Raw genomic sequence first — 14,284 nt, forward strand, 5'->3', positions numbered from 1 at the left:
ACATATTACAAACAAGCCCTACTGGTTACATTATCTAAACTTCCAAAAAAAAATTAGCGCACTTTATGGAATAATCTCTGTTGATGCATCTATCCCTAAAAGGCTTCAGATGTAGTTTTTCAGGCATTATGAACAAGTTTAACAATTTTTTTATAATCCACGATCCTCCCTAATTTTCAGGCTGAATTAGCCTATTGGGAGTGAGTTTTAGATATATAGGCCTAAGTACAGAGTTTATCCATTGTATTAATCACTGACAACCAGGACCATCAAGTGAAATATATCCAAGTATTTATTGGTGGATTACAATAAAAGTGAAACATTTGACCAAAACCGTTGTGTGGTTTTTAATTGAAAACACCTATTTTTGTGGAGGTTCGACGGTATTTCTGCTAAATTTTTAGTGGATCAAACCGAAAGAGTCTAAATTTTTCACTTTTTTTACCGGGTAAACCAACTTTTAAATTTTAACCCTACAGTCCAGTTCAAATGAAAACACAAACTCCCTCTCCAGCACCCGCTAAAGCACCAGCCCCAAAAAAGAAGTCGTCGGGCGGTCTGAACCCCGCGTTCGTCCTTCCGGTTCTGTTGATCATCGGTATCCTGACGTACATGTTCGTCTTCGGTGATGGCAGTCACTTTCAGGAAGGCGACAATACCAAAGAACCTCTTCCAGGCGACTACTTCGGTACCGTGTATAAGGGAGGATTCATTGTACCCATTCTGTTCACCTGTTTCCTGACCGTATTGGTGTTCTCGATTGAGCGCTTTTTCACAATCGGTCGTGCGAACGGTTCAGGTTCGATTGACGATTTCGTTCGGAAAGTCAAAAGCCAGCTAGATCGGAATGAAGTCGCTGCTGCTATCCAGGAGTGCGATCGTCAGAAAGGTTCTATCGGCAATGTAGTGAAAACCGCTCTGCTGAAGTACCAGCAATTATCGACGGATACCGAGTTGAACAAAGAACAAAAGTTAGTTGCCCTGCAGAAAGAAGTGGAAGAAGCTACCACCCTGGAGCTGCCAATGCTGGAGAAAAACCTAACCATCATTGCTACGCTGGCTTCGGTTTCGACGCTGATCGCCCTGCTTGGAACGGTACTTGGTATGATTCGGGCCTTCGCTGCCATGGGTGCAACGGGCCAACCTGACACAGCTGCTCTTTCGACGGGTATTTCTGAAGCTCTGGTAAACACGGCTCTGGGTATCGGTACAGCTGCTATCGCGACGATCATGTATAGCTACTTCACCAGCCGCATTGACGTGTTGACCTACAACATCGACGAAATCGGTCTGAGCATCCAGCAAAACTTTGCGGCTCACTACTAGGCCGTATCAGTGCAGTTGATGTAATTAACCAACCTGTCTGGTTTAATCAGGCAGGCCGAAACTGAACAACTCATGCCAGCAGTAAAAATTAAACGTGCCAGTTCGACGGTCGACATGACCGCGATGTGCGACGTGGCGTTCCTGTTGTTGACGTTCTTTATTCTGACCGCCCAGTTCCGGGCGCAGGATGCCGCAGCAATCGAAACCCCCTCGTCTATCTCTGGCATTAAAGTCCCGGATAAGGACATTATGACCATTGGTCTTGGCAGAGACGGTAAAGTCTACTTTGGTATTGATAACCAGCAGCACCGATTGGCTATGCTGGATAACATTGCCCAGGCAAAAGGCATTACCTTTTCGCCCAAAGAGCAGAAAGAGTTCGCCCTCATGTCGAACTTCGGTATGCCAATCGCCCAGTTAAAGCAGTTCCTTAACCTGTCGCATGAGCAGCAGGGGAAAATCAAACAACCCGGTATTCCTACCGATTCGACAGGAGCCGGTGCTACGAACGAGCTGAAAGACTGGGTATTTAACGCCCGTAAGGCTAACAACGATCTCCGAATTGCGTTGAAAGGTGATAATCTTGCCAAATTCCCGGAATTCAAGAACGTGTTAGCTACGCTGCAAGCACAAAACATCAACAAATTCAACCTGATCACCGGTACGGAAGCACCACCGGCAGGCTGGAAAGCGGATGACTAACGTGCAGTGATTGCAACCGAATTGATTTTTCATCACGCGAATCTGTTAACAAAACATGGCAGAAATTAACACTGGCGGTGGTGGTGGTAAACATGATGGTGGTAAGGTACGCTCCAAGAAAGCGTCGACACGGGTGGATATGACCCCGATGGTTGACCTGGGCTTCCTGCTTATTACCTTCTTCATTTTGGCCACCACCCTGAGCAAACCATCTTCGATGACGCTCAACGTGCCAGATAAAACAAAGACCGAAGAAACGGAGCCTATTAAGGCCTCCAACGTTATGACGATCTTCCTGGGTAAAGACAATAAAGCCTATTACATCTTTGGTAAAGCGGCTAACGAAGACCCAGAAGTGAAGACCGTTGGTTACGGTTACGAATTTCGGCAGGCCATTCAGGAGAATGCCCGCAAAGTTCCAGCCGATAAGTTTGTTGTGGTAGTGAAGCCAACCAAAGAATCGACCTACAAAAATATGGTTGACGTACTGGACGAGATGGCTATTACCAAAACCAAACGCTACGCACTTGTGGATCAGTTAACTCCTGATGAGAAAAAACTCCTCAAGGATAAGGCAAAAATAGACGCATAACGCCATGGCAGAAATAGACCAGAAGGCAACACTTGATGATATTGTGTTTGCCCACCGGAACAAAGCATATGGTGCTTATGATCTTCGGAAAACGTACCCTAAAACCGTAACCCGTGCCCTCATTATTGGCGGTGTTCTGTTTACGCTGGGCGTACTTTCTCCAACGATTATTAGTGCCCTGACTCCGGAGAAAAAAGAAGAAGCAATGGTAGAGGTGGATCTGATGAAGCTCCCACCACCACCCATTGATCCAAATGAGCCACCACCACCGCCACCACCGCCGGTCGAACTACCGAAGGTGAATACGGTGAAGTTCCTTCCGCCGGAAGTAAAGCCGGATGAAGAAGTACCCGAAGAAACGCCACCACCAGCCGTTGAAGAGCTGAAAGAGGCTGTTGCTGCTGAAAAAACGCAGGAAGGTGACCCGAACGCCGAAGAGGTAATTGCAGCACCTGAAGCTACTGCGGCTCCAACCAAAGTAGAGGTCGCTGTAGAAGCCGCTCCGAAAGAAGAGGAAATCTTTACAGTGGTAGAACAGCAGCCTGAATTCCCAGGTGGTATGGCCGCCCTCGGTCAATACCTAGGCAAAACACTCCGATATCCTGCTGCCGCTCAGCGGGCTAATATTTCGGGTCGGGTATTCGTCAGCTTCGTGGTTAACACGGATGGCAGTATTCAAGACGTTACAGTTCTAAAAGGATTGGGTTTCGGTACGGATGAAGAAGCTCAGCGTGTAGTAAAAAGCATGCCAAAGTGGCGTCCTGGTAAACAATCGGGTCGTCCGGTACGGGTAAAATACAACCTGCCGATCAACTTCACGCTGGAGTAAGTCTGTATGCGTAGACAAAATAAAGGTGCAGCCCAGTTAACGCTGTACATAGCAGCGCTGGCTTCGCTGGCATATTTGGGAGGAGGCATCGCACTGATAGCCTCCTCTCAATCTTTTGGCATGTTGCCAGAGCCCGGATTACTTCGATATAGTATGGGTGCCTTGCTGATTATTTATGGAGCCTTTCGGGCATATCGGGCCTATCAACGTTTTCAAGACAATGACTAATCGATTTTGGGTGCTCGCTGGTCTACTGATGAGCCTATTTGGCTGCAATACGGATAAACCGTTAGACAATCCATCGAGGGGTGAAATTGTAATTGCCGCAGATGAATCGTTTCAACCACTGGTCATGCAGTTGACCTCAGCTTATTCAGGCATTTATCCTGATGCTCACTTCAAGGTAGTGTATAGACCCGAGCAGGAAGCCATCAATATGATGCTTAAAGACAGTGCCCGGCTAGTTTTTGCTACGCGTTCATTAAAGTCAAATGAGCAGGCTGTACTCAAGCAGCGAAAGATCAAGGGAGCTACAGAGAAAATTGCTACCGACGGTGTAGCCCTCATTATCAACAAGGCGAACACCGATAGCTTGATTACCATGAATGAACTGCAGGGTATTTTTAGTGGGCAAACTAAGCAATGGTCGCAATTAAAAGGAGGAAATCAGTCGGCTCCAATAACATTAGTCTTTGATAACAATAATTCCAGCAATTTGGAGTTTGTATTAAACACTTTTAATGTCAAAGACGTTAAGAACCTACGAATTTTCACTACCCATTCTAATCGTGAAGTAATTGATTTTGTACGTAAAAACCCTTCAGCATTAGGGTTTATCGGTGTAAATTGGATCAGTGATAGCGATGAGCCGTTGTCTGTTGAATTGGCTCGTGATTTACGGGTAATGGGGGTATCATCCAAACCAAACCCAACGAAACGGGACGATTATTTTCAACCGTTTCAGGAGGATTTAGGCATGCAACGCTACCCATTGCGTCGGCCTGTCTATATTTTAAGTCGGGAAACCCACCCTGGCTTGGGTGGTGGGCTGATAAATTACATCACTCGTGATGCTGGCTCACTGATCATTCGTAAATTGGGACTTTGGCCCAGAATGCCATACGATCGAATCATTAACTTAACAAAGTGATTTAGTTTTTTTGGTTTAACCGCAATTTTTTAGTTTTGCTATTTGTTTTATAAGCGCAAACCTTTTTCATTTCCAATTTGAAATCCATGATGAACAACCGAAAGCAGTCGCTATTGACCATCCTGTTCGTTGGGGCTACCATAACGACTCCTTTAGTGGCGCAGGATCTCCAATCAGCGTTGAAAGACATAGAGGCTGATCGTTATACAAAAGCCGAGCAAACGCTAACTCAATTAGCCAGCAGTTCGCCAAACGCTGAAAATCAGTTTTATCTTGGCTATTATTATTTGAGAAGCGGTCAAACTGACAAAGCGAAAGCCGCTTTTGAAAAAGGCGCTGCCGCTGATGCCAAAAATCAGTTAAACAACATCGGTTTAGCAGGCGTTGCGCTTTCAAAAGGCGATGGCCCAGCTGCTAAAACATTGATCGACAATGCTGTTGCAGCAACCAAAAGCAAAGACCAGAATGTATTGATTCGCGGTGGCGAAATGTACACGCTGTTCGAAGATCCGAAGAAAAATAATCCGGCAGAAGCGATTCGTTTACTCACTATCGCGGACGAAAAGGACAAGAAAAACGAAAATTCGGAGATCGAAATGCTGCTTGGCGATGCATACTTCCTCAAAAATGATGGCGGTAATGCGATTACCAAGTATGAAAATGCAATGACCATTACGCCAAACCTGGCCGAAGCAAACTACAAAATTGGTCGCTTGTACCTGCGCGGTAAGAACTATACCAAAGCTCAGGAATATTTCAAACTGGCGATTCAGAATGACCCCGAGTTTGCTCCAACCTACCTGGCCTATGCCGATGCATTAGCTAACTCACGGGCTTACAAAAGTGCCGCTCAAAACTACGAACTGTACGTTCAGAAAAGTGGCACTACCGATCCCGAACAATTGCTGGATATAGCCCGGTACAAATTCCTGGCAGAAGATTATCAGGGTGCAATTGCTTATCTGGACCAATTGAAGGGTAAAATTAATAACCCAATCATTGACCGGATGTATGGTTGGGCCTATACGGCTCTAGGTAAAAACCAGGAAGCGATTGAATCATTGAACCGTTTTATCAATGCCGCTCCTCAAAAGGTAATGGCTGATGATTACAAATTCCTGGGTCGTGCTTACAACCAGACAAACACCCCACAAGGTGATTCGCTGGCTATTGTAAATCTGGAAAAAGCGGCCCCAATGGATACAACAGAGAATTTGTATCGTGAAATCGCTAAGACATTCTACGATAACAAAAAGTACGATAAGGCGGCCGCATATTATGCCAAAACGATTCAAACAGATAAAAAGCCACAGAACAATGACTTCCTGTGGTTAGGTTTGGCAAGCTATCAATATGCTCCCCGTGTAGGTCGTGATAGTACGGCTGCTCCAATGGATACGGCACAGATTCGGCAGGTAAAACAAATGTATTATCTGAAGGCCGACTCAGCCTTTGCGACCATGGCGCAGAAAATTGAAGCCGATGGAAAAAAATACCCTTTGGCATACTACTATCGTGCAGGCGCTAACTATTATGCCTATGCAAACGATAAGTTGAAAGGGGCTGAACTGGCCACTCCGCTCTACGAAAAATTCATCGAGCAGGCTACGACTCCTGACCCAACTGATAAAACCGATTACAAGCGTTATCTAATCACTTCATATAAGTCGTTGGCTGGCTTTAGCTTGTTGAAAAAAGATGACCAAAAAGCTAAAGAGTATTTCAATAAAGTGCTTGAGCTTGATCCCAACGATGAAAGCGTGAAAAAAGCACTGGAAGAACCCAAACCAGCAGCAGCGCCCGCAGCACCAGCAAAAGCTGCTCCAAAAGCTGCTCCAGTGAAAAAGAAAGTAGCCGGTAAATAAGCAGATTTTAGAGAATACAATAAAAAAGCGTAGGTTTGAAACCTGCGCTTTTTTATTTTGCTCATAGAAAAGCATGACTATCAAGGAATATCGCTATTATTTTTCCGGGGGTATTGTAACTTTGCGGGCGCAATTTTTTTGTCTAAAAACGACACCCCCTTAAGAAGCCGTATGCTTAATCTTGTACTGTTTGGCCCGCCGGGAGCAGGGAAAGGTACCCAAAGCGAAAAGTTAATTCGAAAATACAATCTGGTTCACTTGTCGACAGGCGATTTGCTACGATCGCAAATTGCTGCAGGTACCGAACTTGGTCTCCGAGCCAAACAATTGATGGATAATGGCTTGTTAGTTCCTGATGAAGTCGTTATCGGTATGATTGAGAGTAAATTGCAGGAAAATCAGTCGGCTCCTGGTTTTATTTTCGATGGGTTTCCCCGTACTGTCAACCAGGCCATTGCCCTTGACCAGCTCCTTGATCAGCACCAAACCCGAATTACGGTAATGGTTGCCCTTGTCGTCGATAGTGAAGAGTTGACTCGACGGCTCTTATTGCGTGGGCAAACTTCGGGCCGTCCCGACGACCAGAATGAAGAGCTGATTCGTCGGCGCGTTCAGGAGTATAATGATAAAACAGCTCCAGTAGCTGACTACTATAATCAACAGCAAAAATACGTGGCCATCGACGGCATTGGTAGCATTGAAGATATTTTTCAAACTATATGCCAAAAAATTGAAGAGTCGGTCGTGCGGTAGAAAGATTTATGGCTTCGTCAAATTTTATTGATTACGTTAAAATAAATTGCCGGTCAGGCGCTGGTGGAGCTGGATCAGTCCACTTTCGCCGTGAAAAGCATACCCCAAAAGGTGGGCCTGACGGTGGAGATGGCGGTCGAGGTGGGCATATTATTTTGCGTGGTAATGCGCAACTCTGGACATTATTGCACCTGAAATACCGGAAGCATGTTAAAGCAGGCAACGGAGTAGCAGGTGAAGGAGGCCGACGAAGTGGAGCTCAAGGCGAAGATGTTATCCTTGAAGTACCCCTGGGTACAATTGCCCGAAACCCTGATACAGGCGAACAACTAGCGGAAATCACTGAAGACAATCAGGAAATCATTCTTTTTCCGGGTGGTCGTGGTGGTCTTGGAAATGACCACTACAAAACATCGACTCAACAGGCACCCTATTATGCGCAACCGGGCGAACCGGGTATGGATGAGTGGGTTATTCTGGAATTGAAATTGTTGGCCGATGTAGGTCTGGTTGGATTCCCAAATGCCGGCAAATCGACGCTGTTATCCGTTCTATCTGCTGCTCGCCCTGAAATAGCTGATTATCCCTTTACAACGCTTGTACCCAATCTGGGGGTCGTCGCCTACAGAGACTTCAAGTCATTTGTTATGGCCGACATTCCAGGTATTATTGAAGGAGCCTCACAGGGTAAAGGGCTTGGCTTACGGTTTTTACGCCATATCGAACGGAACTCGGTATTATTATTTCTTATTCCGGCTACTTCTGAAGATATAAGGCAGGAATACAATACACTACTCCATGAACTGCGTGAGTTCAATCCGGAATTGATGGATAAAACACGCCTGCTCGCCATTACTAAAATTGATTTAGTTGATGATGACACGTTGGCAGGCATAAAGGAGTATCTACCTAAGAAAGTACCAGTCGCATTTATTTCATCGGTAAGCCAACGTGGGCTTGAAGAGTTAAAAGATATCATCTGGCAAAATCTGACGGCCGTTGACCCAAGCACGTAGACGGGTAAAAGTCGGCGTATACGCCTTGACTGGTCGCATTTTCAATGATTATGAACCATTTTTTCAGGACGCTCGGTACAATAGTCTGTTTATTCTTTTCTTTTCTGGCAACAGCACAGATTCAGGTTTCTTTCCCTGTGAGTCGGGCTGTTTTTCAACGCAATCAGTCGAATGAAGCAACTTTCCGAATCACTGGGTATTATACATCAGCAGTCACCCGTATAGAAGCTCGTATACAGGCCAGAGATGGTCAGGGCACATCAACCGATTGGGCTACTATCCAGAATAATCCTACGGGTGGCGTTTTTGCTGGCGATTTGAAGGGAAAAGGCGGATGGTATAATCTTGAGGTGCGTGGTATGAACAACGACCAGCAAGTTGGGAATGTAACAACCATCGAACGAGTAGGTATTGGGGAAGTATTTGTCGTAGCGGGGCAATCGAATGCACAGGGGGTACATCAAAGTGCGCCAAACCCTCAAAATGACCGGGTAAATTGCGTTAATTACCAATATCCGGGAGATGGCTTTCCGAATGACCCCCCAACTCCAGTTTTCTCCATGCTGGACAATACGGACGGGTTTTCGATTGCTCCACGAGGAGTAGGGAGTTGGTGTTGGGGCCAATTAGGCGATCTGCTGGTAAAGCGGCTTAACGTTCCTGTTATGTTCTTCAACGGAGCATTTACTGGTACGGCCGTCCGAAACTGGCGTGAAAGTGCTCCCGAAGGTGGAGTAGCTTATAGTGTGTACAGCGGAGCTCCCTATAGCCCTCGTCAACCTTATATCAACTTAAAACTGGCTCTCCAATATTATGCCAATATGCTCGGTGTGCGTGCCGTGCTCTGGCATCAGGGCGAAGCTGATAACTTAATCAATACCAGCACGGCTTCCTACGCCAACGATTTACAATTTGTTATTAATCAAGCTCGTCAGGATTACGGTCAGAACATGGCCTGGATGGTCGCCAGAGCAAGTTATGGCGACTTTATAGGAGGCATAGACCAACAGATCATTGCTGGACAAAATCAGGTGATAAGTACGGTATCCAATGTGTTCGCCGGTCCAAATACGGATGGTATACAAGTACCACGCACACGCCCCCCTCTAAACGACCCCGATGGAGTTCACTTCGACTACAATGGTCTTGTTGAAGTAGCCAGCGCCTGGAATGGCAGCTTAACAGATGCTTTTTTTCAGACATCAACCCCTATAAGTCCTGCTTTAGCCCCAACCGTTAGTGTAGAATGTGCTGCCAATAATAACCTGAAATTGACGGTTGCTGGAAACTACCCGACAGTACAGTGGGAATCGGGCGAATCAGGCAGTTCAATCACGAAGGGTGGGGGAACCTACCGCGCTAAAGTGAAAGATGCAAAAGGCAATACATTTTTTACTGGCCAGATCCGGGTCTCTGATGCCCCTGTAGCTTCTGTTGTAGGGAACCGTGTGCCGTCAATATGTATAGGTAGTAGCCTTTCCCTGACTAGCAACTACGATAATGTTACCTGGATCAATCAACAGAATAATACAACAGTAAGCACATCGCGGGGATTTTCTACAACTACAGCAGGGATCTATTTTGTACGTTACCGAGATATAAGTGGGTGTGATTTTACCTCAAATACCCTCAATGTGACGGTCAATCCATTACCTGCTACGCCAACAATTACTAACGACAAGTCAACTACATTCTGCCAGGGCGATAATACAGTACTTCGTGCTAGTAGTGATAATGTACAATACAATTGGAGCGACGGTCAGAATAATAAGGTTGCAACTGTTGGATCGTCTGGCTCTTACTTTCTGACAGTAACCGATCAAAACGGGTGTACGTCTGCTCAATCGAATACCATCGTTGTAACAGCCAATCCTGTACCCGACAAGCCTGTTATTTCGGCGAATGGGCCTACTATTTTTTGTGCCGATCGCAACGTAACGCTGAGTGCTCCCCAAAATGTAGCCTACCAGTGGACCAGCGGTCAGACAACTCAAAGTATCACCCTGAGCCAGTCTGGAAATTTTGCCGTTCGCACCCGAAACGAATTTGGTTGTACCTCCGAGCAGTCCGACGAAGTGATTATTAAAGTAAATCCATTGCCACAAACGCCTACTGTGTCGGCAGCAGGCATAACAACTTTTTGCGAAGGGAATCGGGTTACATTAAACGCGACCAGTGCTGTAGGTGTAGTGTGGTCGAGCGGCCAAACCGACAAATCGATTGTAGTGACGACATCGGGCAATTATGCTGTACAGGCAAGGGATGAAAACAACTGTCTTTCGCCCTATTCGTCGGTTATTCCCGTAAAAGTAAATCCATTACCAGCTACGCCTACCATACTAGCCAATCCATCAGCAACCATATGCGAGGGGGACAAAGTCACCTTACGAGTAGACGGGCAGTACACTGTATTCTGGAGTACGGGCGATTCAACCCAAAGTATTACCCGAACTACAGCAGGTACCTATTCGGCCAAAGTTCGGGATGTGAATGGTTGTGTATCAACTCAAGCGGGCTCAACAACGGTTGAATTAAGACCCCTGCCACCAGCTCCAACCGTTAATGTAGTTGGCACATATACTTTGCAAGCCATCAGTTCAACCAATGGCACCGTTTTTCGTTGGCGTCGAGACAACGACTCGCTCGCGGTACAGACATCCACTATAAAAGCAAGTGAATCGGGATCGTACACCGCCCGTGCCTCAACCGTTTATTCTGGAACACTAACCTGCTTCTCCCTGCCATCGGCCCCATTGACCTTTACGATTGATCCCAACGACAAAGGGTTGAGTGTGTACCCAAACCCCAATCCTGATAAAATTTTAACGATTGAAACGAAAGAGAATTTAACGAATGCCACGCTTACTATCTATACACTAACGGGACAGGTAGTGTTAAAAACAACAGTACCAGCGTTCGATGACCGAAAGCAACTGACTTTAACTGCTATGCCATCAGGTTCTTATATTCTTCGCGTTCAGTCGCCCAGTTTTGATGTTTCCAAGCGAATAATCCTCGGATTGTAATATTAATTTGGTTTTAACCGTTTAATCATAGTTGTCAACGTTAATTTTGCATTTTATTGGGAAATCGCGCTGATCCAGATGTCCAGATACTGGTTCAAGAGCGGTCCGATTTTTGCATACCTTTTGTTACTGTTAATTCTTTATGGTAACAGCATACAAGTTATTGAAAGCTAAAATGAGCAATCGTTATTTATTAGTATATGGATTAGTATGTTGCCTGACGTGGATGTGTACTCAGGTATCTGCTCAAAGTACCAACCCCGTCATAAAAATCACATACCCGGTTACCCGAGCTATTTTTCAGCGTGCGAATGATAATACCTGTACATTTTACCTTTCAGGAAGTATATACCAGCCTGTCGATAGCGTTCAGGCTCGCGTTCAGGAAGAAGTGAGTGGGCAGGGACTAGGTACAAACTGGGTTACTATACAAAAGAACCCACAGGGTGGTATTTTTCAGGGCTCTTTAAAAGCAAAAGGAGGCTGGTATCGTCTGGAAGTTCAGGCTTTTGCTGGGGGGAGCATAGTAGGCAGCGATGTTGTCCGCAAAATAGGAGTTGGCGAAGTCTTTATCATAACGGGGCAATCGAACGCCCAAGGGTTTATTACAAGAGCAGGCTTAAACTACGGAGCAACAGCAGCCAATGATGATCGGGTCAACTGTCTGGCATACGATAATATCGCTAAAAATTCATTAGCCGATCCACCTGCCCCCGCCTTTCAGCAATTAACAGCAACGGCCATTATCGGCCCTCGCGGTCAGAGTGCCTGGTGCTGGGGCTATCTGGGCGATCTGTTAGTGAAGCAATATAATGTACCCGTACTCTTTATCAATACCGCCTGGGAGGCAACTACCATTCAGAACTGGACCGAAAGTGCTGATGGAAAAATCACTAAACAAATATTTGCCCTCGGTACGCCTGATGAAAACTTTCCAGTAGGGATGCCTTACGGTAACTTACTAGTTTCCTTACGCTACTACAGCTCATTACTTGGCCTTCGTGCCGTATTATGGCAGCAGGGCGAGTTTGACAATTTCCCGTTACATACTCCTCGTAAAGAGTATGCAACTTCCATGCAGTATCTGGTCAACAAGACCCGTGCCGACATTCAGAATTATCCAGCCTGGGTTCTGGCCCGGTCGTCGTATAGCAACAATTCAGTGAGCCAAGATGTCATCCAGGCCCAGAATGATGTGATTAACACGTATGCTAACAACGTATTTGCTGGACCTTTTACGGATAATATCCAGATTCCCCGCTTCGACGATGTTCACTTTGGAAACCGTACAACCAATAATCCAGGCGACAAAGGGCTTATTGATCTGGGGCAGGCTTGGTATGAGAGCTTAAATACGGCCTTTTTTGCCAGTTCTTTGCCTCTGCCTCCACTGCTCCAACCAGCTATTAATGTCACCTGCGGCACTTCGGGCAACGCTCTAACACTCACCTTGCCAAACGCTTATAAATCGTATACCTGGAATACAGGGCAGACGACACAAAGTATTACCGTTAGTCAGCCGGGCACCTATCAGGCTACATTGAAAGATGGAGGTGGACGAACCTATCTATCGCCAATTCTTGACGTACAAAGTCCTATTCAGCCAGCAGCACCCACTATTTCTCTGGCTAGCCAGCCTGGAAAAGCGGTTGACACTCAGCAACAAATCTGTGCTGATTCATCGGCAGTCTTTCTTGCGAATACCAGTGCCAACAGCACAGGCATATGGAGCGCAAGCGGTACAACATCTACTGGTAAAACCATTACGTTGAGTAAAGCCGGAACCTACACGCTACAGGCACAGAGTGTATACGGCTGTAAGTCCAGCCAGACAGCGAGTATTAATCTAACGGTTCGGCCCAAAGTCCCTGTACCGAGTATTGAGCAAGTGGGACCTTACAGCTTACAGGCGGTACTACCTACACCTACAGGCGGCCAACCTGACTTATTCGACTGGCGACGCAACAACACAGAAGTGCTTCCTAAAAATGATGCAGTTATCAAAGTAGTGGTGTCAGCTAATTATTCAGCGCGAACAAAAACTACGTTTGCCCTGGCAAATGGGAATAACCTGACCTGTTATTCGACATTCAGTACACCTAAACCATTCACATTCGATCGTTCTAACGGTGGATTGGTCATTTATCCTAATCCGTCAGTTGATGGAACAGTAGCTATTGAAACCCTGGAAGATTTAAAAAATGCCGATATTGATGTATTCACATTAACAGGTCAAAAACTCTATTCAAGCCAGATTCCACTGCTCGACCAACGTAAGGTACTCGACTTATCCGGATTGGCACAGGGCGTTTATCTCATTCGCGTTCATTCGAACGGGTTTGACTTGTCGAAACGGGTGATCATTAACCGATAGATCGAATCAAAAGCCACCTCTCAAAAGCCTTTTCTCTACGAAAAGGCTTTTGACGTTTTACGAGACTGAACAAACCAATCAGTAATTGATTAACCAAGTCAAGTATCGTATATTTGATGTATATTTGGCACAGGGGTAGTGATCAACTTATTCGCGTGAGTTTATTCGTTTTATCGCTACCTTTGCCCGTTCTTCGCAACCTACGTCTATGAATGCAACCTATGTTCCGGCTGATTATCTGCCGGTGCTGATTCAGCTCGGCTTAGCACTGGGATTTATCGTAACGACGATGGTCGTTACCCACGCAATTGGCCCCAAACGACACAGTCAGAAAAAAGACGATCCATTTGAGTGTGGAATTCCTGTTCAGGGCGACGCACGTACTCCAATTTCCATCAAATATTTCCTGATTGCCATTCTCTTCGTTCTGTTCGATGTAGAAGTCATTTTCCTCTATCCGTGGGCTGTAAACTTTAAAGGCCTGGGTATGGCGGGATTTATTGAGATGGTGCTGTTTATGGGGCTGCTCCTGGCCGGTTTCTACTACATCATTCGTAAGGGCGTTCTGAAGTGGGAATAAGCCTTAACGAATGAATCTTACAGCATATTTATTCGTTGTTATAGTAACTAACTACAACCGCAACGGCGAAC

The 14,284-nt window shown here is 45.9% G+C and carries 12 protein-coding genes; all 12 read left to right on the plus strand.

What is annotated here, in order from left to right; translation table 11 throughout:
* Positions 1–489: 489 nt before the first annotated feature.
* The 12 genes from BGO59_RS25355 (at position 490) to BGO59_RS25410 (ending at position 14,213) form a co-directional block, all read left to right on the plus strand.
* Positions 490–1,326 (plus strand): MotA/TolQ/ExbB proton channel family protein, encoded by an 837-nt coding sequence (locus tag BGO59_RS25355; protein ID WP_080053837.1) that lies wholly within the window; start codon positions 490–492, stop codon positions 1,324–1,326.
* A gap of 72 nt (positions 1,327–1,398) precedes the next feature.
* The gene (locus BGO59_RS25360) at positions 1,399–2,028 is read left to right on the plus strand and encodes a biopolymer transporter ExbD (protein WP_026262033.1); all 630 of its coding nucleotides are present in this window, start codon (positions 1,399–1,401) and stop codon (positions 2,026–2,028) included.
* 55 nt (positions 2,029–2,083) lie between these two features.
* Positions 2,084–2,620 carry a biopolymer transporter ExbD gene (locus BGO59_RS25365; protein WP_080053835.1) on the plus strand — a complete coding sequence of 179 codons (537 nt, stop codon included), beginning with the start codon at positions 2,084–2,086 and terminating at the stop codon, positions 2,618–2,620.
* A gap of 4 nt (positions 2,621–2,624) precedes the next feature.
* Positions 2,625–3,449, plus strand: a complete 825-nt coding sequence (locus BGO59_RS25370) for an energy transducer TonB (RefSeq protein ID WP_293688238.1) — start codon at positions 2,625–2,627, stop codon at positions 3,447–3,449.
* Positions 3,450–3,455: 6 nt separating this feature from the next.
* Positions 3,456–3,677 (plus strand): hypothetical protein, encoded by a 222-nt coding sequence (locus tag BGO59_RS25375; protein ID WP_293688241.1) that lies wholly within the window; start codon positions 3,456–3,458, stop codon positions 3,675–3,677.
* Positions 3,678–3,705: 28 nt separating this feature from the next.
* Positions 3,706–4,599 (plus strand): PstS family phosphate ABC transporter substrate-binding protein, encoded by an 894-nt coding sequence (locus BGO59_RS25380; RefSeq protein WP_293688244.1) that lies wholly within the window; start codon positions 3,706–3,708, stop codon positions 4,597–4,599.
* A gap of 86 nt (positions 4,600–4,685) precedes the next feature.
* Positions 4,686–6,464 (plus strand): tetratricopeptide repeat protein, encoded by a 1,779-nt coding sequence (locus BGO59_RS25385; RefSeq protein WP_293688246.1) that lies wholly within the window; start codon positions 4,686–4,688, stop codon positions 6,462–6,464.
* A 171-nt stretch (positions 6,465–6,635) separates the two neighbouring features.
* Complete coding sequence (locus BGO59_RS25390) at positions 6,636–7,217, plus strand: adenylate kinase (protein WP_293688248.1); 582 nt, start codon at positions 6,636–6,638, stop codon at positions 7,215–7,217.
* A gap of 8 nt (positions 7,218–7,225) precedes the next feature.
* Positions 7,226–8,233 (plus strand): GTPase ObgE, encoded by a 1,008-nt coding sequence (obgE, locus tag BGO59_RS25395; RefSeq protein WP_293688251.1) that lies wholly within the window; start codon positions 7,226–7,228, stop codon positions 8,231–8,233.
* 50 nt (positions 8,234–8,283) lie between these two features.
* Positions 8,284–11,259, plus strand: coding sequence for a T9SS type A sorting domain-containing protein (locus BGO59_RS25400; protein ID WP_293688254.1), 2,976 nt, complete (start codon positions 8,284–8,286; stop codon positions 11,257–11,259).
* A gap of 175 nt (positions 11,260–11,434) precedes the next feature.
* Complete coding sequence (locus BGO59_RS25405) at positions 11,435–13,633, plus strand: sialate O-acetylesterase (protein WP_293688256.1); 2,199 nt, start codon at positions 11,435–11,437, stop codon at positions 13,631–13,633.
* Positions 13,634–13,841: 208 nt separating this feature from the next.
* A complete protein-coding gene (locus BGO59_RS25410) occupies positions 13,842–14,213 on the plus strand; it encodes an NADH-quinone oxidoreductase subunit A (RefSeq protein WP_293688259.1) in 372 nt (123 codons plus the stop codon).
* The last annotated feature ends 71 nt before the right edge of the window (positions 14,214–14,284 follow it).

The organism is Spirosoma sp. 48-14 (assembly GCF_001898575.1).
In the GTDB taxonomy this organism is placed as follows: domain Bacteria; phylum Bacteroidota; class Bacteroidia; order Cytophagales; family Spirosomataceae; genus Spirosoma.

Excerpts from the sequence above, each read along its gene's own strand:
- BGO59_RS25410 (WP_293688259.1), top strand. The coding sequence starts at position 13,842 with ATGAATGCAACCTATGTTCCGGCTGATTATCTGCCGGTGCTGATTCAG.
- BGO59_RS25400 (WP_293688254.1), top strand. The coding sequence starts at position 8,284 with ATGAACCATTTTTTCAGGACGCTCGGTACAATAGTCTGTTTATTCTTT.
- BGO59_RS25375 (WP_293688241.1), top strand. The coding sequence starts at position 3,456 with ATGCGTAGACAAAATAAAGGTGCAGCCCAGTTAACGCTGTACATAGCA.
- BGO59_RS25370 (WP_293688238.1), top strand. The coding sequence starts at position 2,625 with ATGGCAGAAATAGACCAGAAGGCAACACTTGATGATATTGTGTTTGCC.
- BGO59_RS25355 (WP_080053837.1), top strand. The coding sequence starts at position 490 with ATGAAAACACAAACTCCCTCTCCAGCACCCGCTAAAGCACCAGCCCCA.
- BGO59_RS25405 (WP_293688256.1), top strand. The coding sequence starts at position 11,435 with ATGAGCAATCGTTATTTATTAGTATATGGATTAGTATGTTGCCTGACG.
- BGO59_RS25385 (WP_293688246.1), top strand. The coding sequence starts at position 4,686 with ATGATGAACAACCGAAAGCAGTCGCTATTGACCATCCTGTTCGTTGGG.
- BGO59_RS25390 (WP_293688248.1), top strand. The coding sequence starts at position 6,636 with ATGCTTAATCTTGTACTGTTTGGCCCGCCGGGAGCAGGGAAAGGTACC.
- obgE (WP_293688251.1), top strand. The coding sequence starts at position 7,226 with ATGGCTTCGTCAAATTTTATTGATTACGTTAAAATAAATTGCCGGTCA.
- BGO59_RS25380 (WP_293688244.1), top strand. The coding sequence starts at position 3,706 with ATGAGCCTATTTGGCTGCAATACGGATAAACCGTTAGACAATCCATCG.
- BGO59_RS25365 (WP_080053835.1), top strand. The coding sequence starts at position 2,084 with ATGGCAGAAATTAACACTGGCGGTGGTGGTGGTAAACATGATGGTGGT.
- BGO59_RS25360 (WP_026262033.1), top strand. The coding sequence starts at position 1,399 with ATGCCAGCAGTAAAAATTAAACGTGCCAGTTCGACGGTCGACATGACC.